Origin of the sequence: Enterobacter sp. ODB01 (assembly GCF_001623605.1) — a bacterium.
Classification (GTDB): Bacteria; Pseudomonadota; Gammaproteobacteria; order Enterobacterales; family Enterobacteriaceae; genus Enterobacter; species Enterobacter kobei.
Window position 1 is genome coordinate 2,722,950 of record NZ_CP015227.1, and the last position, 22,407, is coordinate 2,745,356.

At 52.7% G+C, this 22,407-nt stretch carries 22 protein-coding genes, 2 tRNA genes, 1 other RNA gene and 1 pseudogene; 16 read left to right on the forward strand and 10 right to left on the reverse strand.

Annotated elements, in window-relative coordinates:
• Positions 1-3 precede the first annotated feature (3 nt).
• The 3 genes from efeB to A4308_RS12915 all read left to right on the forward strand — a co-directional run bounded on the left by efeB (position 4) and on the right by A4308_RS12915 (position 4,490).
• Complete coding sequence (efeB, locus tag A4308_RS12905) at positions 4-1,287, forward strand: iron uptake transporter deferrochelatase/peroxidase subunit (protein ID WP_014883320.1); 1,284 nt, start codon at positions 4-6, stop codon at positions 1,285-1,287.
• Between the two features lie 499 nt (positions 1,288-1,786).
• Entirely contained in the window at positions 1,787-2,578 is a 792-nt protein-coding gene (gene phoH / locus A4308_RS12910) for a phosphate starvation-inducible protein PhoH (protein ID WP_014883322.1), read from the forward strand.
• A 406-nt stretch (positions 2,579-2,984) separates the two neighbouring features.
• Complete coding sequence (locus A4308_RS12915; protein WP_023332665.1) at positions 2,985-4,490, forward strand: alanine/glycine:cation symporter family protein; 1,506 nt, start codon at positions 2,985-2,987, stop codon at positions 4,488-4,490.
• A 175-nt stretch (positions 4,491-4,665) separates the two neighbouring features.
• Here A4308_RS12915 and A4308_RS12920 read toward each other — a convergent pair.
• From A4308_RS12920 to A4308_RS12935, 4 genes and pseudogenes are all read right to left on the reverse strand, one after another.
• A non-coding RNA gene (locus tag A4308_RS12920) (RtT sRNA) lies at positions 4,666-4,802 on the reverse strand.
• A 43-nt stretch (positions 4,803-4,845) separates the two neighbouring features.
• A tRNA-Ser gene (locus A4308_RS12925) sits at positions 4,846-4,933 on the reverse strand.
• 137 nt (positions 4,934-5,070) lie between these two features.
• Positions 5,071-5,737: pseudogene (locus tag A4308_RS12930) on the reverse strand (isochorismatase family protein).
• Positions 5,738-5,756: 19 nt separating this feature from the next.
• Positions 5,757-6,617 (reverse strand): pirin family protein, encoded by an 861-nt coding sequence (locus tag A4308_RS12935; RefSeq protein ID WP_023337078.1) that lies wholly within the window; start codon positions 6,615-6,617, stop codon positions 5,757-5,759.
• A gap of 109 nt (positions 6,618-6,726) precedes the next feature.
• Here A4308_RS12935 and A4308_RS12940 point away from each other — a divergent pair, with 109 nt between their 5' ends.
• Positions 6,727-7,632, forward strand: a complete 906-nt coding sequence (locus A4308_RS12940; RefSeq protein WP_032637011.1) for a LysR family transcriptional regulator — start codon at positions 6,727-6,729, stop codon at positions 7,630-7,632.
• A 132-nt stretch (positions 7,633-7,764) separates the two neighbouring features.
• Here the strand turns inward: A4308_RS12940 and A4308_RS12945 are convergent.
• A tRNA-Ser gene (locus A4308_RS12945) sits at positions 7,765-7,852 on the reverse strand.
• 232 nt (positions 7,853-8,084) lie between these two features.
• Here A4308_RS12945 and ghrA point away from each other — a divergent pair.
• The 4 genes from ghrA to A4308_RS12965 all read left to right on the forward strand — a co-directional run bounded on the left by ghrA (position 8,085) and on the right by A4308_RS12965 (position 10,999).
• Positions 8,085-9,023 carry a glyoxylate/hydroxypyruvate reductase GhrA gene (gene ghrA, locus A4308_RS12950; protein WP_045281257.1) on the forward strand — a complete coding sequence of 313 codons (939 nt, stop codon included), beginning with the start codon at positions 8,085-8,087 and terminating at the stop codon, positions 9,021-9,023.
• Between the two features lie 84 nt (positions 9,024-9,107).
• On the forward strand, positions 9,108-9,845 hold the full coding sequence (locus A4308_RS12955; RefSeq protein WP_014883328.1) for a phosphatase: 738 nt from the start codon (positions 9,108-9,110) through the stop codon (positions 9,843-9,845).
• Positions 9,846-9,865: 20 nt separating this feature from the next.
• On the forward strand, positions 9,866-10,420 hold the full coding sequence (locus A4308_RS12960; RefSeq protein WP_023332670.1) for a TorD/DmsD family molecular chaperone: 555 nt from the start codon (positions 9,866-9,868) through the stop codon (positions 10,418-10,420).
• A gap of 96 nt (positions 10,421-10,516) precedes the next feature.
• Positions 10,517-10,999: a DUF1097 domain-containing protein gene (locus A4308_RS12965; RefSeq protein ID WP_072251815.1), complete on the forward strand. Its 483-nt coding sequence runs from the start codon at positions 10,517-10,519 to the stop codon at positions 10,997-10,999.
• A 43-nt stretch (positions 11,000-11,042) separates the two neighbouring features.
• On the opposite strand, the gene csgG is transcribed toward A4308_RS12965, so the two are convergent.
• From csgG to csgD, 4 genes are read right to left on the reverse strand one after another with little or no spacing between them, the layout of a single operon-like run.
• Positions 11,043-11,876 (reverse strand): curli production assembly/transport protein CsgG, encoded by an 834-nt coding sequence (csgG, locus tag A4308_RS12970; RefSeq protein ID WP_014883331.1) that lies wholly within the window; start codon positions 11,874-11,876, stop codon positions 11,043-11,045.
• A gap of 26 nt (positions 11,877-11,902) precedes the next feature.
• Positions 11,903-12,316: a curli production assembly/transport protein CsgF gene (csgF, locus tag A4308_RS12975; RefSeq protein ID WP_014883332.1), complete on the reverse strand. Its 414-nt coding sequence runs from the start codon at positions 12,314-12,316 to the stop codon at positions 11,903-11,905.
• A gap of 23 nt (positions 12,317-12,339) precedes the next feature.
• Positions 12,340-12,729 (reverse strand): curli production assembly/transport protein CsgE, encoded by a 390-nt coding sequence (csgE, locus tag A4308_RS12980; RefSeq protein ID WP_014883333.1) that lies wholly within the window; start codon positions 12,727-12,729, stop codon positions 12,340-12,342.
• A 4-nt stretch (positions 12,730-12,733) separates the two neighbouring features.
• On the reverse strand, positions 12,734-13,384 hold the full coding sequence (csgD, locus tag A4308_RS12985) for a biofilm master transcriptional regulator CsgD (protein WP_045281255.1): 651 nt from the start codon (positions 13,382-13,384) through the stop codon (positions 12,734-12,736).
• 756 nt (positions 13,385-14,140) lie between these two features.
• Between csgD and csgB the strand changes: the two genes are divergently transcribed.
• From csgB to ymdB, 5 genes are all read left to right on the forward strand, one after another.
• On the forward strand, positions 14,141-14,596 hold the full coding sequence (gene csgB, locus A4308_RS12990) for a curli minor subunit CsgB (RefSeq protein ID WP_014883335.1): 456 nt from the start codon (positions 14,141-14,143) through the stop codon (positions 14,594-14,596).
• Positions 14,597-14,637: 41 nt separating this feature from the next.
• Positions 14,638-15,090, forward strand: a complete 453-nt coding sequence (gene csgA, locus A4308_RS12995; protein WP_014883336.1) for a curli major subunit CsgA — start codon at positions 14,638-14,640, stop codon at positions 15,088-15,090.
• Between the two features lie 60 nt (positions 15,091-15,150).
• Positions 15,151-15,483, forward strand: coding sequence for a curli assembly chaperone CsgC (gene csgC, locus A4308_RS13000; RefSeq protein ID WP_063308634.1), 333 nt, complete (start codon positions 15,151-15,153; stop codon positions 15,481-15,483).
• A 159-nt stretch (positions 15,484-15,642) separates the two neighbouring features.
• Positions 15,643-15,963, forward strand: coding sequence for a hypothetical protein (locus tag A4308_RS13005; RefSeq protein WP_014883338.1), 321 nt, complete (start codon positions 15,643-15,645; stop codon positions 15,961-15,963).
• A gap of 81 nt (positions 15,964-16,044) precedes the next feature.
• Positions 16,045-16,587, forward strand: coding sequence for an O-acetyl-ADP-ribose deacetylase (gene ymdB, locus A4308_RS13010; RefSeq protein ID WP_014883339.1), 543 nt, complete (start codon positions 16,045-16,047; stop codon positions 16,585-16,587).
• Positions 16,588-16,622: 35 nt separating this feature from the next.
• Here ymdB and mdoC read toward each other — a convergent pair whose 3' ends face one another.
• Positions 16,623-17,762, reverse strand: a complete 1,140-nt coding sequence (mdoC, locus tag A4308_RS13015) for a glucans biosynthesis protein MdoC (protein WP_023337083.1) — start codon at positions 17,760-17,762, stop codon at positions 16,623-16,625.
• 254 nt (positions 17,763-18,016) lie between these two features.
• On the opposite strand from mdoC, the gene mdoG reads away from it, so the two are divergent.
• The 3 genes from mdoG (at position 18,017) to A4308_RS13030 (ending at position 22,404) form a co-directional block, all read left to right on the forward strand.
• Positions 18,017-19,570 carry a glucans biosynthesis protein MdoG gene (mdoG, locus tag A4308_RS13020; protein WP_032628846.1) on the forward strand — a complete coding sequence of 518 codons (1,554 nt, stop codon included), beginning with the start codon at positions 18,017-18,019 and terminating at the stop codon, positions 19,568-19,570.
• On the forward strand, positions 19,563-22,091 hold the full coding sequence (gene mdoH / locus A4308_RS13025; protein ID WP_023338244.1) for a glucans biosynthesis glucosyltransferase MdoH: 2,529 nt from the start codon (positions 19,563-19,565) through the stop codon (positions 22,089-22,091). The genes mdoG and mdoH overlap by 8 nt, the downstream gene beginning before the upstream one ends.
• Positions 22,092-22,176: 85 nt before the next feature.
• On the forward strand, positions 22,177-22,404 hold the full coding sequence (locus A4308_RS13030) for a YceK/YidQ family lipoprotein (protein ID WP_014883343.1): 228 nt from the start codon (positions 22,177-22,179) through the stop codon (positions 22,402-22,404).
• The last annotated feature ends 3 nt before the right edge of the window (positions 22,405-22,407 follow it).

Here is a 22,407-nt window from a genome sequence, read left to right on the forward strand (position 1 = left end):
ACGATGAACAAGAATGGTAAGTTCGACGAGGTAGAACCTTCCCGTCGTCGGTTGTTAAAAGGGGTAGGGGCGCTGGGTGGCGCGCTTGCCCTTGCAGGCGGCTGCCCGGTGGCGCATGCGGCGAAACCGCAAAGCGCACCCGGCACGCTGTCCCCCAATGCCCGCATGGAGACGCAGCCTTTTTACGGCGATCATCAGTCGGGCATTCTGACGCCGCAGCAGGCCTCCATGATGCTGGTGGCCTTTGATTCGCTGGCCAGCGATAAAGCCGATCTGGAACGTCTGTTCCGCCTGCTGACGGCACGCATTGCGTTTCTGACCGCAGGTGGACCGGCGCCGGACACGCCTAATCCGCGCCTGCCGCCAATGGACTCCGGTATTCTCGGGGCGTTTATCGCGCCCGATAACCTGACCATTACCGTGTCGGTCGGAGAGTCGCTGTTTGATGGCCGCTACGGCCTGACAAAGCAGAAGCCGAAAGCGCTGCAAAAAATGACGCGTTTTCCAAACGATTCCCTCGACGCGGGGTTGTGTCATGGCGACCTGCTCCTGCAGATTTGCGCCAATACCCAGGACACGGTGATCCACGCCCTGCGCGATATCATCAAGCACACCCCGGATCTGCTCAGCGTGCGCTGGAAGCGGGAAGGGTTTATCTCTGACCACGCTGCGCGCAGTAAAGGGAAAGAGACGCCGGTTAACCTGCTGGGCTTTAAGGACGGCACGGCCAACCCGGACAGCAGCAATGCTGCGCTCATGAAAGAGGTGGTGTGGGTGACGGCGGATCAGGGCGAACCGGCGTGGGCCGTCGGCGGCAGCTACCAGGCGGTGCGCATTATCCAGTTCCATGTGGAGTTCTGGGACCGCACGCCGCTGAAAGAGCAGCAGACCATTTTCGGCCGCGACAAGCAGAGCGGGGCGCCGCTCGGTATGACGCATGAGCATGATGTGCCCGACTATGCCCGCGATCCCAATGGCGATGTGATTGCGCTAGACAGCCATATTCGCCTCGCCAATCCGCGCACCAAAGAGACGCAGTCCAGCCTGATGATGCGTCGTGGCTACAGCTACTCCCTCGGCGTGACCAACGCAGGCCAGCTCGATATGGGGCTGCTGTTCGTCTGCTATCAGCATGACCTTGAAAAGGGCTTCCTGACCGTGCAGAAGCGCTTAAACGGCGAAGCGCTGGAAGAGTATGTAAAACCCATCGGCGGCGGCTACTTCTTTGCCCTGCCTGGCGTGCGCGACCGGAACGCGTATCTCGCGCAAGATCTGATTGAAGCCTGATAATTGTCCCTGCGAGAGTTCGCGGGGACATTATTTTTTCCTATGACAAACATATTGTTATATTTCTGTAATATTTCTATATAAGACTGAATCCACTGCAGGAGCAGTCTGAAAAGTTGCAATCAGGTAAAATAAATGTTGCATTTATGATAACTCCTGATGTACTTAAGATAAGACAGCGGTAGTTCCCGGCAGTGATGCTGAATCACTATGGAGATCGCGAATGGTTGCGTCCTGTACTGGACAAGGTAAACATAACAACCGCAGCACCCGGCGCGGAGGCTCAGACTCCGGCAGCGATTTCCTCACCACTAAATTCTCCCCCTCTCCTCAAGAATCTGATTCGACCGACGTGCAGACTGGTGCGCGTAGCCGTTCTGTATCGTCATCTGATAAAGCAAGCAATGGCTTACAAGGAAGCCAACCCTCTGATGTTCGTGCGCATAATCGTGCCGACGCTGGCACGTGTGATGAATACCAACAACTCAAGGTGCTATCCATGGGAAGACAAAAAGCAGTGATCAAAGCTCGTCGCGAGGCAAAACGTGTGCTGAGACGGGACTCACGTAGCCATAAACAGCGTGAAGAAGAATCGGTCACCTCGCTTGTGCAGATGAGTGGCGTAGAAGCAATTGGCATGGCCCGAGACAGCCGTGATCATTCTCCAATTGTGGCGCGCAATGAGGCTCAGGCGCACTACCTGAATGCTATCGAGAGTAAACAGCTCATCTTTGCAACCGGTGAAGCCGGATGCGGGAAAACCTGGATCAGTGCAGCCAAAGCGGCGGAAGCGCTGATCCATAAGGACGTGGAGCGTATTATTGTTACCCGTCCGGTACTGCAAGCGGATGAAGATCTCGGCTTCCTACCCGGCGATATTTCGGAGAAGTTTGCCCCGTACTTCAGACCCGTCTATGACGTGCTGGTGAAGCGTTTGGGTGCATCCTTTATGCAGTACTGCCTGCGACCAGAGATTGGCAAGGTGGAAATCGCGCCGTTCGCCTATATGCGCGGACGTACATTTGAAAATGCGGTCGTCATTCTTGACGAGGCTCAGAACGTGACCGCTGCGCAAATGAAGATGTTCTTAACGCGCCTCGGGGAGAACGTGACGGTCATCGTTAACGGCGACATTACCCAGTGTGACCTGCCATCCGGCGTGAAATCCGGGCTGAGCGACGCGATGTCACGTTTTGAGGAAGATGAGATGATTGGGGTGGTACGCTTCACGAAAGAGGATTGCGTGCGTTCGGCACTGTGTCAGCGGACGTTGCAAGTCTATTCCGACTGAAGGTAAAACATTACCGTTTTATCCTTCTTCAGTAATCCCTTCCCGGCATCATGCCGGGAAGCTTCTTTTATTCCTGTGCTCTACTCGCGCCTGGTTATCTTTTAATAGATCGCCTGTCGTGCGGAATTCATCATTTCGGTATTCATTTCAGCGGTGGGTTTTTATCACGCCTGGCGAAATGTGATGCGTATTTATAATATCCACAAAATACCCATGAATATCATGATCGCGCTAATTGTTCATTCAAATTTAAACGTGAATGTTGTCACATAATGTTACTAAGTTGTAAAAATTAAGTTGGTGTATTGAGGGTAATTATCTATGTTTCGTACTGATTCAAACAACATTCTAACAAGAAAATCCCATGGGGAACCGTTTCCCTGGAACATCACGTTGAGGGTCATACATGAACGAACTGGTTGGTGCAATTAACGGTGTTATCTGGAGCCCGGCGTTAATATTCTTATGTCTGGGTGTCGGTCTCTATTTCTCATTACGTAGTCGTTTTTTGCAGTTACGTCATATAAAACATATGATTACCTTGATGTTCCAGGGGCGTCCTACCGATGCAGGGGTATCGTCTTTCCAGGCACTGACGATGACGCTGGCAGGGCGAGTAGGGACCGGAAACATTGCTGGTGTCGCCACCGCAATCACCTTCGGTGGACCGGGCGCACTTTTCTGGATGTGGATGGTGGCGTTTTTGGGTGCCAGCTCAGCGTTTGTGGAATCTACGTTGGGCCAGGTTTATAAAGAAAAAATCAACGGTGAATATCGTGGCGGTCCTGCCTTTTATATCGAAAAAGGATTAGGGGTCAAATGGTATGCATGGTTATTTGCAGTCGTCACCATTTTCTCCTGCGGTTTATTAATGCCAGGGGTTCAAGCAAACTCGATTGGCGCCAGCCTGGAGATAGCTTTTGGGCTTGATCCCAATGTCACGGCGGCATTACTTGCCGTACTGTTAAGCTTTATTATTTTCGGTGGTGTGAAAAGGATCGCCAGTTTTAGCAGTATGGTGGTTCCGTTTATGGCACTTGGCTATATTATTGTGGCTTGCGTTATTATCGCGATTAATATTACCGAGCTTCCTGGTGTTATTCTGCTGATCTGGAAAAGTGCTTTTGGCTTTGAAGCGGGCTTTGGCGCGATTCTGGGTCAGGCGATTATGTGGGGCGTTAAGCGCGGCGTCTATTCCAACGAAGCGGCACAGGGGACCGGACCGCATGCTTCATCTGCGGCAGCGGTGAGCCATCCGGTGAAACAGGGGCTGGTGCAGGCATTCTCAGTTTATATCGATACGCTGTTTGTCTGCTCCGCGACCGGGTTTATGCTGCTGATCACCGGGCTGTATAATGTTCAGGGCGTCGACGGCGCTGCACTCTATACGGGGATTGCAGGCGTGGCCGCAGGTCCTGGCTATGTTCAGACGGCGATGGAAAGTATGATGCCGGGCTTTGGTAATTACTTTGTTGCCATTGCGCTGTTCTTCTTCGCCTTTACCACCATTATTGCGTACTACTATATCGCCGAAACCAATATCGCCTACATCAACCGTAAAATTCACCGTCCCTGGCTGACATTCCTGCTCAAATTATGTTTGATGGCTTCCACCGTGTACGGGACCGTCCGCACCGCGGATCTGGCATGGGGACTGGGGGATATTGGGGTTGGGATGATGGCATGGCTTAACATTATTGCCATTGTACTTTTACATAAAAAAGCCTTTGTCAGCCTTAAGGATTATGAAACCCAGAATGCACAGGGACTGGATCCACAGTTTGATCCGGTTCGACTGGGAATTAAAAATGCCGATTACTGGCTGGGAGAGCGTAAGGATGAACCGGCTGCGAATCCGGGGCAGACGACTTCTGTCGTGAGAGAGCAAAGCGCAGGGAAACTGAACAATTAATCGTGACAGCCCGTATCGCAATACGGGCTCAGACTGCTGACAACGTTTCGCCCGGCGGCGCTACGCTTGCACGGGCCTACGGGTTTTGTCGAACCCCGGTCGGGGATTCTCATTCCCCGCTGGAGAATATAAAAGAAAAAAGCCCGTACTTTCGTACGAGCTCTCATCTTGAATATGGCGGTGAGGGGGGGATTGACTCGCTTCGCTCGCCCTGCGGGCAGCCTGTTCGCTGCGCTCTCAGTCTGTCCAACTGGCTACGCCAGTTGTCGAACCCCGGTCGGGGATTCTCATCCCCCCCGCTGGAGAATATAAAAGAAAAAAGCCCGTACTTTCGTACGAGCTCTCATCTTGAATATGGCGGTGAGGGGGGGATTCGAACCCCCGATACGTTGCCGTATACACACTTTCCAGGCGTGCTCCTTCAGCCACTCGGACACCTCACCATATTGTTTTGCTGCCTGACCGCGTGGGGGGCAACGGGGCGCTACTATAGGGAGTTGCGCTTACACGGTCAAGCAGATTTTCTGTATTCGTGCTTGTTCGGTTAAGCCTTAATCAGCACATGCCGCTGAGGGCTGAATTAACGCTGTGAATCGAGCACTTCGCTGTTTTTAACCACTTCCTGAGCTTTGCTATAGCTTTCGATCAGCAACTGGTACGCCGGGAAGATATGGGTGTACACCTCAGCCCACTCCGCAGCATCTTCGCGGTTCCAGGTTCGCTGGATCTCGGACGCCACCGCCGCGGTGTCCATCGGTACCACACCGGCCTGCGAGGGTGATCTCCTGCGCCATTTTGCTGTAGGTCCCGGAGGCGTCAATTACCGCAAAGACTTTATACCCATCCGCAACCGCGCTGATCGACGGGAAGGCCATGCAGACGCTGGTGATCGTGCCCGCAATGATCAACGTGTTGCGCCCGGTGGCTTTTACTGCCGCCACAAACTCCGGATTATCCCAGGCGTTGATTTCACCTTTGCGGGCCACGTACTGAGCATGCGGCGCATTGGCGTGGATCTCCGGGATAAGCGGGCCGTTCGGTCCTTGTGGGACGGAAGCGGTGGTGATCACCGGGATTTTCGCCAGGGTGGCGATTTTTGCCAGCGCCGCCGCACGGGCGCGCAGTTCTGGCATCGGCATATCGCCGACGGTCTGGAACAGCCCGCTCTGGTGGTCGATAAGCAGCATGACTGCATCGTTTACGTCAATGACGGGACGTGTACCGTTGAAGTTTGCAGGGGTAGACATTTTGCGCTCCTTATTACGTTTAGATCTGGCCGAAGCGGCCGGAGTTGAAATCACGAATGGCTTCCGCGATTTCGGTTTTACTGTTCATCACAAACGGGCCATAGCCCACAATCGGTTCATTCAGCGGCTCGCCGGCCATCAGCAGTACTTTTGCGTCGCCGTTTGCTTCCAGATGAAGCTTGTCGCCTTGCTGACTGAATACGATCAGCTGTGCCTCACCCGCTGGCGTGGTGCCGTTCACCGTTACGCTGCCCTCAAGTACCACCAGCGCCGTGCTCCAGCCTTCAGGCTGATTGAGCGTCAGGTGGCTGCCCTGGCGTAGTGTCAGATCCCACACATTCAGCGGTGAGAAGGTATGAGCCGGGCCAGTCACCTCGTCAAAGCGGCCGGCGATGACGCGCAACGTTCCGCTGCTATCCGGCAGCGTGACGACAGGGATATCCGCCTTCGTGATGCTCTGGTAACCGGGCGCTGCCATCTTGTCTTTGGCGGGCAGGTTGACCCACAGCTGCATCATTTTCAGTTCGCCGCCTTTCTGCGAGAACGCGCTGGAGTGGAACTCCTCGTGCAAAATGCCTGCGCCCGCCGTCATCCACTGCACGTCGCCCGGTCCGATGACTCCGCCTTTGCCGCTGGAGTCACGATGTTCCACTTCGCCGGAGTAGACGATGGTGACCGTTTCAAAGCCACGGTGAGGGTGCTCGCCCACGCCACGCTTCGCGCCATCCGCCGGGAAGGTGTAGGGACCGGCATAGTCCAGCAGCAGGAACGGACTGAGTGATTCACCGTGCGTCTGATAGGAAAACATCGAACGAACCGGGAAACCGTCTCCGACCCAATGGGGACGAGGTGCGGTATAGACGCCTGTTACGTTTTTCATGATTAACTCCTGATGTGCTGTCGATGTAATTAGCTTATATTCAGAGCTAATATCCCGGTAGAGAGTGAAAATGACATTCACTGTTCTTAAAATGGAACAATGAGGGCGTATGCAGGATCTCAATGATTTCGTGTGGTTTGTGAAAGTGGTGGACCACGGTGGGTTTGCAGCGGCAGGTCGGGCGCTCGATCAGCCTAAATCGAAACTGAGCCGCCGGATTGCGCAACTGGAAGAGCGGCTGGGTGTGCGGTTGATACAGCGTACCACGCGGCAGTTTACGGTGACGGAGGTGGGGCAAACGTTCTATCAGCACTGTAAAGCCATGCTGGTCGAGGCTGAAGCGGCGGAGGAGGCGGTGGCTGCCTTACAGGCTGAACCGCGCGGTGTTGTCAGGATAACGTGTCCTGTCACGTTGCTGCACGTTCATGTGGGGCCCATGCTGGCGCGGTTTATGGCGCGCTACCCGGGGATCAATCTTCAGCTGGAGGCCACCAACCGGCGGGTTGACCTGGTAGGTGAAGGCATTGACGTGGCGATCCGCGTTCGTCCGCGTCCGTTTGATGACAGCGATCTGGTGTTAAGGGTGCTGGCTGACAGAGGACACTGCCTGGTGGCGAGCCCGGCGTTGATTGAGCGGATGGGCAACCCGGTGATGCCTGCTGAACTCAGCGACTGGCCGGGTTTAAGTATGGGGGCGGGCAAGCAACTGCATAAATGGGATCTGAGCGGTCCGGAGGGGGCGAAAGCCGAAATCCACTACACGCCGCGCTTTATAACTACCGATATGCTGGCGCTGCGGGAAGCGGCGATGGCGGGCGTAGGCGTGGTGCAGTTGCCGATTTTAATGGTTAAAGATCAGTTGGCGAAAGGGGAATTGGTGCGGGTTCTGGATGCCTGGGAGCCCAGACGGGAAGTGATCCACGCGGTGTATCCTTCGCGGCGCGGTCTACTGCCATCGGTCAGGGCGCTGGTCGATTTTCTAACCGAAGAGTATGCGCGGATGGTTGAGGAGTAAATTCTTTGTAGGTCGGGTAAGCGAAGCGCCACCCGACATATTCACCGCAGAGGAAGCAAAGTTCGAATCCCCTGCAGACGTGCAACATGCGAAAAAAAAGCCCGCATTTTCATGCGAGCTCTTCTTTAAATATGGCGGTGAGGGGGGGATTCGAACCCCCGATACGTTGCCGTATACACACTTTCCAGGCGTGCTCCTTCAGCCACTCGGACACCTCACCATATTGTCATCCCGTTGTTGCCGGGACGGGCGCTAATGTAAGGAAAAGCCGAACTGCCGTCAACTCACTTTTTCAGTAATTTAGCGTGTTTAGACAAACTTCAGGCAACCTGATTCCGAAATGTGCGAAAAGCGTCTTTTTTATCAGCAATAACATAGCGCCATAAATTTGTTATGCTGACAATCCATTTGAAAATGAAAACAAAACAGCGCGAAAAAAGGCAGGAATGGCTATGGATATACTCTTCTATCACCCCACTTTTGATACGGCTTATTGGATTAAAGCACTGTCGGCAGCACTGCCGGGCGCGCGCGTTCGTGAGTGGAAGCGGGGCGATAACGAACATGCTGACTATGCGCTGGTCTGGCATCCACCCGTTGAGATGCTTCAGGGCCGTAAACTGAAGGCCGTGTTTGCGCTTGGCGCTGGCGTGGATTCCATTCTGAGCAAACTGAAGGCACACCCGGAGATGCTGCCGGAAGATATCCCCCTGTTCCGCCTGGAAGATACCGGTATGGGCCAGCAAATGCAGGAATATGCCGTAAGTCAGGTCCTGCACTGGTTCCGCCGCTTTGATGATTATCAGGCCTTTAAGCAGCAATCCCACTGGGAGCCGCTGCCGGAATATCAACGTGAAGACTTTACCATCGGTATCCTCGGGGCGGGCGTGCTGGGCTCAAAGGTGGCTGAAGCCCTTGCCCCGTGGGGCTTCCCGTTACGCTGCTGGAGCCGTAGCCGTAAAGCGTATCCGGGCGTTGAGAGTTTTGCCGGAACGGATGAACTCCCGGCGTTTCTGAAAGGCACACGCGTGTTGATCAACCTGCTGCCGAATACGGCGGAAACGGTGGGGATTATCAACGAAGCCTTGCTCAATCAGCTGGCCGATCAGAGCTACCTGATGAACCTGGCGCGCGGGGTGCATCTGGTGGAGCCGGATCTGCTGAAGGCGCTGGATAGCGGAAAGCTTAAAGGTGCCATGCTGGATGTTTACAGCCGTGAGCCGCTGCCTGAAGAAAGCCCTCTATGGCGACACCCTCGCGTGGCAATGACCCCGCATGTCGCCGCCGTGACGCGACCGACTGAGGCGGTGGCTTATATCTCGCATACCATCGGTGAAATAGAGAAAGGGAACGCGGTTACCGGTCAGGTCGACCGACAGCGCGGCTACTGAGAGAAACCCGGCGTTGGCCGGGTTTTTGCTAATATTCGCCGCTGATAACTGCTATCCTTTGGAAAAACCGCAGAGGAGAGAAAGATGTATCCCGTTGACCTGCATATGCACACCGTCGCCAGCACCCACGCGTATAGCAACCTCCATGATTATATCGCCCAGGCAAAGCTAAAAGGTATTAAGCTCTTTGCGATAACCGATCACGGCCCGGATATGGCGGATGCGCCGCACTACTGGCATTTTGTGAATATGCGGATCTGGCCACGTCTGGTGGATGGCATTGGGATACTGCGCGGCATTGAGGCGAACATCAAAAACACCGACGGTGAAATCGACTGCACCGGCCCGATGCTGACCTCCTTAGATCTGATCCTTGCCGGTTTCCATGAGCCGGTTTTCCCGCCGCAGGATAAAGAGACCAATACCGCGGCGATGATTGCCACCATTGCCAGCGGCAATGTGCATATCATCAGCCATCCGGGTAATCCTAAATACCCTATTGATATTCAGGCAGTGGCGCAGGCCGCCGCGAAACACCGTGTGGCGCTGGAGATTAACAACTCCTCGTTCGTGCACTCGCGTAAAGGCAGTGAAGCCAACTGTCGCGAAGTGGCAGCCGCCGTGCGTGATGCCGGAGGGATGGTGGCGCTGGGCTCTGATTCGCACACGGCCTTCACGCTGGGGGATTTTGGCGAGTGCATGAAAGTGCTGCAGGACGTCAATTTCCCGGAAGCACAGATCCTGAACGTCACGCCACGCCGTATGCTCGACTTCCTGGAGTCGCGCGGCATGACGCCCGTTGATGAATTTGCCGACCTTTAATTGAATAACGGAATAACACAATGAATGAATTCTCCATCCTTTGCCGCGTGCTGGGCTCCCTGTATTATCGCCAGCCGCAGGACCCGCTGTTGGTTCCGCTGTTTACGCTCATTCGCGAGGGTAAGCTGGCGCAGAACTGGCCGCTGGAACAGGATGAGTTACTGGAACGTCTGCAGAAAAGCTGTGATATGCAGCAGATCTCAACGGACTACAACGCATTGTTCGTGGGGGAAGAGTGCCGCGTTTCGCCTTACCGTTCTGCCTGGCAGGAAGGGGCGACCGAAGCGGAAGTGCGGGCATTCCTCTCTGAGCGCGGTATGCCGCTGAGCGATACGCCAGCCGATCATATTGGTACTCTGCTGCTGGCGGCCTCCTGGATCGAAGACAACGCGGGTGATGATGAAAATGAAGCCATCGAAATCCTCTTCGAGACGTATCTGCTGCCGTGGGTTGGAACCTTCCTGGGGAAAGTTGAAGCCCACGCCACCTCTCCGTTCTGGAGAACGCTGGCTCCGCTGACGCGCGACGCCATCGCAGCAATGTGGGATGAGCTGGAAGAAGAGAGTGAAGAGTGATTTAAATCACAAAAATTCTGCAACGATACATTTCAACTTGCACGTAATGTGCTTCTGATCTCATTTCCATGGTGCGCATCTGCTAAGATGCGCACCATGAACATATTACTTTGTATTGCAATCACGACGGGCATTCTCTCCGGTATCTGGGGATGGGTGGCGGTGTCTCTCGGTTTATTAAGCTGGGCTGGCTTCCTTGGCTGCACGGCCTATTTCGCCTGCCCGCAGGGAGGGCTGAAAGGGCTCTTTATCTCTGGTTGCACGCTGATGAGCGGCGTTATATGGGCGCTGGTTATCATGAAAGGCAGCGCGCTTGCGCCGCATCTGGAGATCCTGGGCTACGTCATGACGGGGGTCGTTGCCTTCCTGATGTGTATTCAGGCGAAGCATCTGCTGCTGTCGTTTGTACCGGGCACCTTTATGGGGGCGTGCGCGACCTTTGCCGGACAGGGGGAGTGGAAGCTGGTCGTCCCTTCACTGGCGCTGGGGTTGCTGTTTGGCTATGCCATGAAGAACAGCGGTCTCTGGCTGGCGGCGCGACGGGAAAAAACGCAAAACATCACCGCGGTGAGTGAATAAAAAAAGGCGAGATAATCATCTCGCCTTTTTTATGCGCTTCCTGTCAGGATTCCGGAGGCACGGACATATCACGGTATTTCACCAGGATCGGGTTCTGCACGTCTGATTTGTTTTGCAGATCCCACAGCCCGCGATCGATACCATCGTTAATCAGGAAGATCACGCCGGTTTCAATGGCTGACATCAGACACATCATGACCGGTTCATTCGAGGTATAACCAATTTCACCTTCCAGTAAACGCTGGTAGTCGATGAAGCGGAATACCCCCGCCTGGACTTCATAAGACAATATCGTTTTGCTGGTGTTTACCGAGGAGAGCACTTCACCGGTACTGACGTTGACGACACGCAGGTTAACGGCAATTTGGTCGAGCTGATACTGGGTATCCGCGCCAATCCCAAAGTAACGTGCTCCCACACCACCCGATTTAACGTTGCTCTCATATCCGATAATCGAGCCTTCGATCATGACGTTTGCCGCAGCCAGAGACTGCAGAGGCATTCGGTTATTGTCCGCGACGGTGCCATTCTCCTGTGCCGCACGAATAATTTTTCGTTCATTTAACAGGTTCTGTAGCCCCTGGCGTTCCAGCGGTATAAACCAGTGCGAATCCTTGAGTGCGGTAACCAGCATGGCGGTGGCGCTTTGCGGCACTGCCGTGGAGAAGTTACTGGCCGGGTAGGGCTTAAATTGCCCTGTTTCATCCTGAATGTTGTATACCGAGACAAATATTTTGCCCGTTGGAGAAGGCAAATGGGTTAAATCACGATAACTCTGAGCCCGAGGCATTAATGTTGGTTTTGCAGCTTCTTTAGGCGGAGCAGTTAAACAACCGCTCAATAAGCACACTGCAACAAATATCAGGAAGCGCTGCATGATCGTTGTCCTTATTTAGCTATTGTTTAAAAGTCAGTTGAATTGCTTTGTAGGCCAGAAACCTCAATGGTGGAGGTTTTTCCGGTTTTACGATCGGTTACGTTCAACTGAAGTTGTCCGTCTCTGTTGGCGATATCGACAATAAAATCGTTGGTCACCATTCGGCCGGGCTTGCCGGTGTTAATGTTTGTCAGCAATCCCCCTAAAATTTGCGACTGGATAGCCTGGGTGAAGTTATCCAGTGCGGAAGGGGTATCAACGGTAAAGTCCTTATAACTGGGATCTTTATAGGAGTTTTGCGCCTGAGCTTCATTCAGCAGGAACGCACCGTTGTTAGGGTTACCGCCAAAGTTGGGGTTACGGAACTGGAACGTCATATTTCCGCCCCAGCAAAGAGGGGTAATAAGCATTATCGAAACAACTGCATATGCAATACGCATGACAGCCTCCGCATATCGGTTCGCTAGAACTCATCTTTTGCTAAATCGCTGGTGCTTAATAGCGCTTTGTCTATTTGCAGGCGATTAATAGCATCTTCAGTTTGAGCCAGTGCTAAGGCCACGTTTTTATCGAAGTCTGTTTTCGAGGGGAATAAAAACGTTTGATAAATAACGTCCTGATTAGCCGTGATGGTTATCCAGCTTCCCCAACGTGCACTGGGCCGCTCGTTGATTGTTAAATTACCCGTGTAAGTACTGTCCCATTTATCACTGAAGGCCCGGTAAAAACTGTGCCCGATCGATGAGACTGTGTGGTCAGTTAACAATCCGGGAACTTCGACCTCGACGGCCTGCAGGTTCCCTGCAGCGAGCAAGAAACTCGCTGCGGCGATCCAACTCAACGTGCGCTTCATGTGATTAACGCCTGAGGTTATCGTTTGCCCATGAAACAGCCTGAGTTCGATTTTTAACAGCTATCTTCTTGAAAAGATTATAAAGGTGCGTCTTTACCGTATTTTCGCTGATAAATAACGAACGGGCGATTTCAATATTTGAAGCACCAATGCGTAATTTGTTCAGGATCTCTTTTTCACGGTGCGTGAGCAGCGCGGATTCCGAACTGTTATAGCGGTAGTTACCGGAGTGCGTGATGAGGTAGCTGGCCAGCTTTTGCGAGAAATAACACTCTCCGCGCAATATGCCCTGCAGACCCTCTACCACCCGGCCTTCTTCTTCAGTGACGTAGAACACGCCATTGATATGCGGCCAGCTTTCAATATCTCTGAAAGGGTATTCATCAGGAGTGTTCAATAATAACACGCGGATATTATTGTTTTTCCTGCTTAAGTTATCTTGCCAGTAATGGATAAGCTTCTTATCAGCTTCCATCATATCAAACAGAATGATGCTGCCAGGCGCAATATCATCAAAAGAACGTTGAATATTATGCAATTTCCCGATCAATGATAAAGATTGCTTTAAATGTTGTAATAAAGCTGTCGCTTGCAGAGAAGGTTTTGTGATCAACAGTAATGTATGACCATGTAAACTATGGACTTCATTATACATGATGAAACCCCACTTATTTTTGGCACCTGACAGCTGCCCTCCTGAAAAGAGGAAGGCACCAGAAGTACTGACAGATGTTGCACTGCTGTGTGTAGAATCAGAACATAACCTCCACAGGGAGGTAAATATAAAACCAATTTCGTACAGCTAATTTCAATCTAGCTTTTACGAAGTTTAAAGCAAGTGTTAATCATGTAACAAGATGTAAAAATCAATATTAATTTGTGAATATTGGCTGTTTTGAATGTTGTTATTTGATATGAAAGTTGTACATATAAATAGGCGTGCACAGATTTTAAAAATCATACAAATTTTATTAACTGGTTGATTTTATGTCTTAATTTTTATTTTGGAGACGTTAAGCTTTGGTATGAGTAACTGATACTTTCTAAGCCATTATGTTCTCCTCTCTCTGGCTTAAGAAAACACGTCCTGTGTCACGTGATGAACAAAATGCCATCCTGCCGTTACGCTTAAACAACGCGGAGGGAAGCGTGGGCAGGCTTGTCGTCGTTGTACGACACAACGCGTATAAATATTCTATAAAAAATTAAACCAGCCTGTGTAATGTGTATTTTTTCTGCAAATTACGACTTTGTGGTGACCTGATAAATAAAAATAAGCCACGCGGGTGAGATATTTAAAATGTTTCAGCGGACATACTCTTCACCGTAACGACGCGTTAACAAAAAAACGAGTCGTTTAACACGAAATACGAACAGGGTGTTTTCAGGTAGCCGGGTCCAGGGTGACAACATGAAAAACACATCGTTATTTTTGATGTTTACATTACTGGGTGTGCCTGGATTTGTAACCGCGGCTAATACTGATTTGGCGAATGCTGAATATAATTTTGCGGTTAATGAATTAAGTCGTTCATCATTAAATCAGGCAGCCATTATTGGTCAACAGGGCGTATTTAATGACGCTCAGATTCGCCAGGAAGGGTCGAAACTCTTGTCAGTCGTTTCCCAGGATGGTGCAGGCAACAGAGCGAGAGTTGATCAATCAGGGACTTACAATATTGCCTGGATCGATCAGAGCGGTAACGGGAACGATGCAGGTATTACGCAAGATGGATATGGTAATAGTGCAAAAATTATCCAGAAAGGGTCGGGTAATAGAGCAAATATTACGCAGTACGGTACGCAGAAAACCGCAGTTGTAGTGCAGAAACAGTCGCAGATGGCAATTCGCGTTATTCAACGCTAGTTATTTCGCGACGACTTTAATCAATCCGATGGGGGTTTACCATGAAATTTATCAAAGTGGCAGCACTTGCAGCAATCGTAGTTTCTGGTAGTGCTATGGCTGGTATGATTAACCAGGGCGGATGGGGTCATGGACATGGTCATGGCGGATACGGTGGCCCAAATTCAACCCTGAATATTTACCAGAATGGTGGCGGTAACTCCGCGCTGGCCCTGCAGACTGATGCCAGAAATTCAGTTCTGAATATTAGCCAGACCGGTGGTGGTAACGGCGCTGACGTTGGCCAGGGGTCTGACGACAGTAGCATTAACCTGACCCAGAACGGATTTGGCAACAGTGCGACACTTGATCAGTGGAACAGTAAAGATTCCGTGATGAATGTCAGCCAGTACGGTGGCCTTAACGGCGCACTGGTAGACCAGACGGCGTCTAACTCCACCGTCAACGTTACCCAGATTGGCTTTGGTAACCACGCGACAGCTCATCAGTACTGATACTGACATCTGTGCTACAAAAAACAGGGCTGATGCCCTGTTTTTTTTCGGGAGTTAATTATGAATACCTTAATTCTCCTCGCCGCGCTGTCGAGCCAGATAACCTTTCAAACCTCACAGCAGGGCAATATGATCACCATTATTCCGCAGGTCACGTTGACGGAATCGTGTGATTGTCAGGTCCAGATTGTTTCTTTGCGCGAAGGGCAGAGTGGACAAAGTTCATCCCGCCAGCAAAACACACTTTTTATCCCCGCTAATCAGGCGATTGATTTAATGCGCTTGAGTTTAAATATCTCTGCGGGAGACACGGTAACGATCGTGGTAACCGTCACTGATGGAAAAGCACTTCATTTATCACAACAGTGGTCGCCTGGAGGGCGCGCGCTCTAATAATTCATAATATCAATATGTTGCGAAGGTGGCGGGTCTGTGCCGTTGAGCTATGCTGTTATCAGGAACTGTGTCGTAATGTTCCGTAACGTGACACTTCGTTAACATAATGAAGCGCGTTTGCCCCTCATGGACGATTTTCATTGAGGAGTACCTATCGTGACCCACAATTTTGCACATCTTATTTCAGGTTTGGGCCTGCTCGTTTCTGCCTTTATCGTTCCTGCACATTCGGCCACTTTTGCGGAAGGGGGCGTCATTCACTTTCGCGGTGCAATCGTTGCTGACCCGTGTGAAGTTACGCAGCAACATCGGCAGCTGGCGGTATCGTGCCCGGATAAAAACCGTATGCAAACCCGTATGGTCAGTTACGACGATGCGCTGAACGGCATGACGACACCTTCCAGCCTGGCGACAGTGGATATGAAATACCTTAATCCTGAAAAAACGCTCGCAGTGGTTCAGATCCAGTACCGCTAATTCGTGTTTTACCGCCGATCGTTTTTCTCAATAACCCCTCTGCGATACACTTAAGAAAAAGGCGGGTAGCAGAGGGCTTTTATGAAACCGCAAATTGAAGTGATTCATGGCGATATTACGACCCAGCATGTCGATGTCATCGTCAATGCGGCCAATCCTTCCCTGATGGGGGGAGGCGGGGTTGACGGTGCTATTCACCGCGCTGCCGGACCGCAGCTGCTGGAAGCCTGTAAAATCGTGCGTCAGCAACAGGGCGAATGCCCGCCGGGCCATGCGGTGATTACGCTTGCGGGCAACCTTCCGGCCAAAGCGGTGATTCACGCCGTTGGCCCAGTATGGCAGGGCGGCGACCACCATGAAGCGAGTCTGCTGGAAGAGGCATACCGAAACTGCCTACGGCTTGCCGCCGACAACGGATACAAAACGATGGCGTTTCCGGCAATTAGTACCGGCGTGTATGGTTATCCTAAGGCGGCAGCGGCGACCATCGCGGTAGAAACCGTTTACCGTTACCTGTCGCTGAAACCGCTGCCAGAGAAGGTGACCTTTGTCTGTTTTGATGAAGACACCCTGCATCTGTATCAGCGGTTGTTGGCGCAGCGCAGACAAGCGTTGGAGAGTTGAAACAAACGTGGCGCACCGTCAGTGCGCCACGCTGCTCAGGCAGTTTTCGTCTGGGGCTTGCCTGAAAACAGGAAACGCAGGAGAGGGATCCGCAGATGGATCTCGTAGAGCACGATCGCCACGCCCACTACAAACACCAGTCCGGTAAAGAAGCCCAGCGTGTTAGAGGCGATATGCGGCGTGATGTAAGCCCCGAAGAACAGCGTCAACGGGTGATGCACCAGATAGATAAACAGTGAAGCATTGACGAAGTAGGTCACGCGGCTGGACTTAAAGTTCAGCAAGCGGTGGCCGAGTGCGAACACCACATTCACCATCCACAAGCCCAGCAGCATAGTGATCACGCTTTCCGTTTCATACATCCAGGCGTCGCCGCTACCGTAGCGCTGGTTCAGCAGATAGGCCGCAAACGCGAAGGCGGCACCCACTGCGCACCACGGTGACGGTGTGGTAAACAAGGCTTTAAGCTTCGGATAAATAAACGCCAGTGCGCCAATTAAAAAGAACGGAATGTAGAACAGCGACTGCATCACCACAAAATTAAACAACCCGTCGCTCAGTATCGGTGGGTAGACGATAAACAGAGTGCGTCTCACGGCGGCATAAGCAACGCCAAGCAGCAAAAAGAGCACCGACAGTTTGCCCAGCGTGACGTTGGCGAAGAAGGCGTCAGCGGTCGTGCTTAAATGACGGCGCAGACGGCTAAAGATCACCAGGCTGACCGTGGTCAGTACCACCAGTACCAGCAGGAACCAGAGGTGAGACACCAGTTCCCAGACCAGCGTATTGTACTTTTCATACAGCGTAAGATTCGGCCAGTTCTCTGCTTTGCCTTTAACATACTGCAGCATAATGAACTGCGGCAGCGTCAGCAGCGGGATGGCGGTCAACATAGGAATACCCACGCGCTCTACGCGGACTTTCCACCAGCGCTTCAGCGGATAGCGTAAAAAAAGCATGTAGGAGAAATAGCCTGAAATGACAAAAAACACCTGCATACGGAAGGCGTGAATAAAGTCATTAAACAGCGTGAGCCACCAGGAGGGCATCTGGCTATTAACATGCCACGTGTGGCTGGAGTAAATCAGTGAAATGTGAAAGGGGATCCCCAATAGCATCAGCCATGCCCGGATCGAGTCGAGGAAATATTCACGTTCTGTTGGTGATGTGCTCATATAACTTTGTGCATTCTCAGACTTTTCGTCTTATCCCTAAGACTCATAATGGTTACATTCGACGCCAACCCTACACCAAGACCGACACACTGTCTCCAGGATAAGCACGCAAAGTGAATCGCGGGTTCTTTCATTTGCTTAATCCATGAGCCAGTAGCTGAACAAAGCAGTGATTATGTTGTCGGATTGCCTGAGTTTCCATTAAAATGGATCGGATCGATATAAGCACACAAAGGGGGAAGTGCTTACTTATTATGAAACATAAACCACAGATGATGAAAATGCGTTGGGTGGGTGCTGCAGTCGTGTTATCACTGTATACCTCATCGGCACTGGCCTTTAACATCGACGATGTCGCAAAACAGGCAAAATCGATGGCAGGCAAGAGCTACGAAGCGCCGAAAAGTAACTTGCCCTCCGTTTTCCGCGACATGAAGTATGCGGACTATCAGCAGATCCAGTTCAATCACGATAAAGCGTACTGGAACAACATTAAAACCCCGTTCAAGCTTGAATTTTATCATCAGGGTATGTACTTCGACACGCCTGTTGCCATCAATGAAGTGACGGCGACCGCGGTACGTAAGATCAAGTACAGCCCGGATTACTTCAATTTTGGCAATGTGCAACACGACAAAGATACGGTGAAAGACCTGGGCTTCGCAGGCTTCAAGGTGCTTTACCCGATTAACAGCAAAGATAAAAACGACGAAATCGTCAGCATGCTTGGCGCCAGCTACTTCCGCGTGATTGGCGCGGGGCAGGTGTACGGGCTTTCTGCGCGTGGTCTGGCCATTGATACCGCGCTGCCATCAGGTGAAGAGTTTCCGCGTTTCCGCGAGTTCTGGATTGAACGTCCAAAACCAACGGACAAACGTCTGACTATTTATGCGCTGCTGGACTCCCCGCGCGCAACCGGTGCCTATCGCTTTGTGATTATGCCGGGTCGTGACACGGTCGTTGACGTGCAGTCTAAAGTCTATCTGCGTGACAAAGTGGGCAAACTGGGCGTTGCGCCGCTTACCAGTATGTTCCTGTTTGGGCCAAACCAGCCGTCGCCGGCAACCAACTTCCGCCCGGAACTGCATGACTCCAATGGTCTGTCTATTCATGCCGGTAACGGTGAGTGGATCTGGCGTCCGCTGAATAATCCGAAACATCTGGCAGTAAGCAGCTTTGCGATGGAAAACCCGCAGGGCTTTGGCCTGCTGCAGCGTGGCCGTCAGTTCTCTCGCTTTGAAGATTTGGACGATCGTTATGACCTGCGCCCAAGCGCCTGGGTTACGCCGAAAGGCGACTGGGGTAAAGGCAAGGTAGAGCTGGTTGAAATTCCAACCAACGACGAAACCAACGATAACATCGTCGCTTACTGGACGCCGGATCAACTGCCGGAAGCCGGCAAAGAGATGAACTTCAAGTACACCATTACCTTCAGCCGCGACGAAGATAAGCTGCATGCGCCGGATAACGCGTATGTGATGCAGACTCGCCGCTCAACGGGTGATGTGAAGCAGTCTAACCTTATCCGTCAGCCTGACGGTACCGTGGCGTTTGTCGTGGACTTCACAGGCCAGGATATGAAGAAACTGTCTCCGGATACGGCGGTGTCGGCTCAGGCCAGCATTGGTGATAACGGTGAAATCGTTGAAAACACGGTGCGTTACAATCCGGTAACCAAAGGCTGGCGTCTGACCCTGCGCGTGAAAGTGAAAGATCCGAAACAGACCACTGAAATGCGTGCTGCGCTGGTCAGTGACGATCAGCCGCTGAGTGAAACCTGGAGCTATCAGCTACCTGCCAATGAATAATACATCTGAATATATTGATGCCATGCCACTGACGGATATCGAAAAAGCGGCGCTGCCTAAGAGCGACATCCGCGCGGTTCACACCGCGCTGGATGGTGAACATCGTCAGTTTTCCCGTGATGATGATACGCCGCTGGGGTCAGTAAAAGCGCGTCTGGAGCAGGCATGGCCAGACTCGCTGGCAGAAGGGCAGTTGATTAAAGACGACGAAGGACGCGATCAGCTTCAGGCGATGCCGAAGGCGACGCGTTCCTCTATGTTCCCCGATCCATGGCGCACCAACCCGGTTGGCCGCTTCTGGGATCGCCTGCGTGGGCGTGATGTGACGCCGCGCTATCTGTCACGCCTGACGAAAGAAGAGCAGGCCTCTGAGCAGAAATGGCGTACCGTGGGGACTATTCGCCGTTACATCCTGCTGCTTCTGACGCTGGCACAAACGGTTGTCGCGACCTGGTACATGAAAACCATTCTGCCTTACCAGGGCTGGGCGTTTATTAACCCAACGGACATGATGGGCCAGGATCTCTGGGTCTCCTTCATGCAGCTACTGCCTTATATCCTGCAAAGCGGCATCCTCCTGCTGTTTGCAGTTCTGTTCTGCTGGGTTTCGGCCGGTTTCTGGACCGCGCTAATGGGCTTCCTGCAATTGCTGATGGGGCGGGACAAATACAGCATTTCAGCGTCAACGGTCGGGGATGAACCCCTCAATCCTGAGCACCGTACCGCGCTGATCATGCCTATTTGTAACGAAGACGTTGACCGCGTATTTGCGGGCCTGCGTGCGACCTGGGAGTCCGTCAAGGCGACCGGCAACGCGGCGCATTTCGACGTCTATATCCTGAGCGACAGTTACAACCCGGATATCTGCGTTGCAGAACAAAAAGCGTGGATGGAGCTGATTGCAGAAGTACAGGGCGAAGGCCAGATCTTCTACCGTCGTCGTCGCCGTCGTGTGAAGCGTAAAAGCGGTAACATCGATGACTTCTGCCGTCGCTGGGGTAACCAGTACAGCTACATGGTGGTGCTGGATGCGGACTCCGTCATGAGCGGTGACTGCCTGAGCGGTCTGGTGCGTCTGATGGAAGCCAACCCGAACGCGGGGATCATTCAGTCTTCGCCAAAAGCGTCCGGTATGGACACGCTTTATGCGCGCTGCCAGCAGTTTGCCACCCGTGTTTACGGGCCGCTGTTTACTGCCGGTCTGCACTTCTGGCAGTTGGGTGAATCGCACTACTGGGGTCACAACGCCATTATTCGCGTGAAGCCGTTCATTGAACACTGTGCGCTGGCGCCGCTGCCAGGTGAGGGTTCGTTTGCCGGTTCTATTCTGTCGCATGACTTCGTGGAAGCTGCGCTGATGCGTCGTGCGGGCTGGGGCGTCTGGATTGCCTACGACCTCCCGGGATCGTACGAAGAGCTGCCGCCGAACCTGCTGGATGAGCTCAAGCGTGACCGCCGCTGGTGTCACGGCAACCTGATGAACTTCCGCCTGTTCCTTGTCAAAGGGATGCACCCGGTTCACCGCGCGGTGTTCCTGACGGGCGTGATGTCTTATCTCTCTGCACCGCTGTGGTTCATGTTCCTTGCGCTCTCTACTGCATTGCAGGTCGTCCATGCTTTGACGGAGCCGCAATACTTCCTGCAACCGCGCCAGCTGTTCCCGGTGTGGCCGCAGTGGCGTCCGGAGCTGGCAATTGCACTGTTTGCGTCTACCATGGTGCTGCTGTTCCTGCCTAAGCTGCTCAGTATCATCCTGATCTGGTGCAAAGGTTCGAAAGAGTACGGCGGTTTCTTCCGCGTGACCCTTTCACTGCTGCTGGAAGTGCTGTTCTCCGTGCTGCTGGCACCGGTGCGTATGCTGTTCCACACCGTGTTTGTGGTCAGTGCGTTCCTGGGCTGGGAAGTGGTCTGGAACTCACCGCAGCGTGATGACGACTCCACGCCGTGGGGCGAAGCCTTCATGCGTCACGGTTCTCAGCTGCTGCTGGGGCTGGTGTGGGCGGCGGGCATGGCCTGGCTGGATCTGCGCTTCCTGTTCTGGCTGGCGCCGATTGTCTTCTCGCTGATCCTGTCGCCGTTCGTCTCTGTGATCTCCAGCCGTTCAACGGTGGGACTGCGGACTAAACGCTGGAAACTGTTCCTGATCCCGGAAGAGTACTCCCCGCCGAAGGTGCTGGTGGATACCGATACCTATCTGGAGCAGAACCGCAATCGCACGCTGGATGATGGCTTTATGCACGCCGTGTTTAACCCGTCATTTAACGCCCTGGCAACAGCCATGGCGACGGCGCGTCACCGTGCAAGTCATGTGCTGGAGATTGCCCGCGATCGTCACGTTGAGCAGGCGCTTAACGAGACGCCGGAAAAACTCAACCGCGACCGTCGTCTGGTGCTGCTGAGCGATCCGGTCACGATGGCAAGGCTTCACTATCGCGTATGGTCCGCTCCGGAAAAGTATTCTTCGTGGGTGAACTACTACAAAGACGTGAAGCTGAATCCGCTTGCACTGAAGGCGAAGTAAGTTGTTAACCAGGGCGGGTAAGCGTAGCGCCACCCGCCAGATAAAAATACCGGCTTAATCGCCGGTATTTTTTTAGAGGTAACTTATGAGAATAATCATTGTCGTCCTGATGGCATGCCTGCTTAGCGGCTGCGGCAGCATCATCAGCCGCACTATTCCAGGGCAGGGCCATGGGAATCAGTATTACCCGGGTGTGAAATGGGATGTCCGTGATTCCGCGTGGCGCTACCTGACCGTGCTCGATCTGCCGTTTTCGCTGATTTTCGACACGCTGTTGCTGCCCATCGATGCCAGCCACGGCCCGTACGAGTAGCGT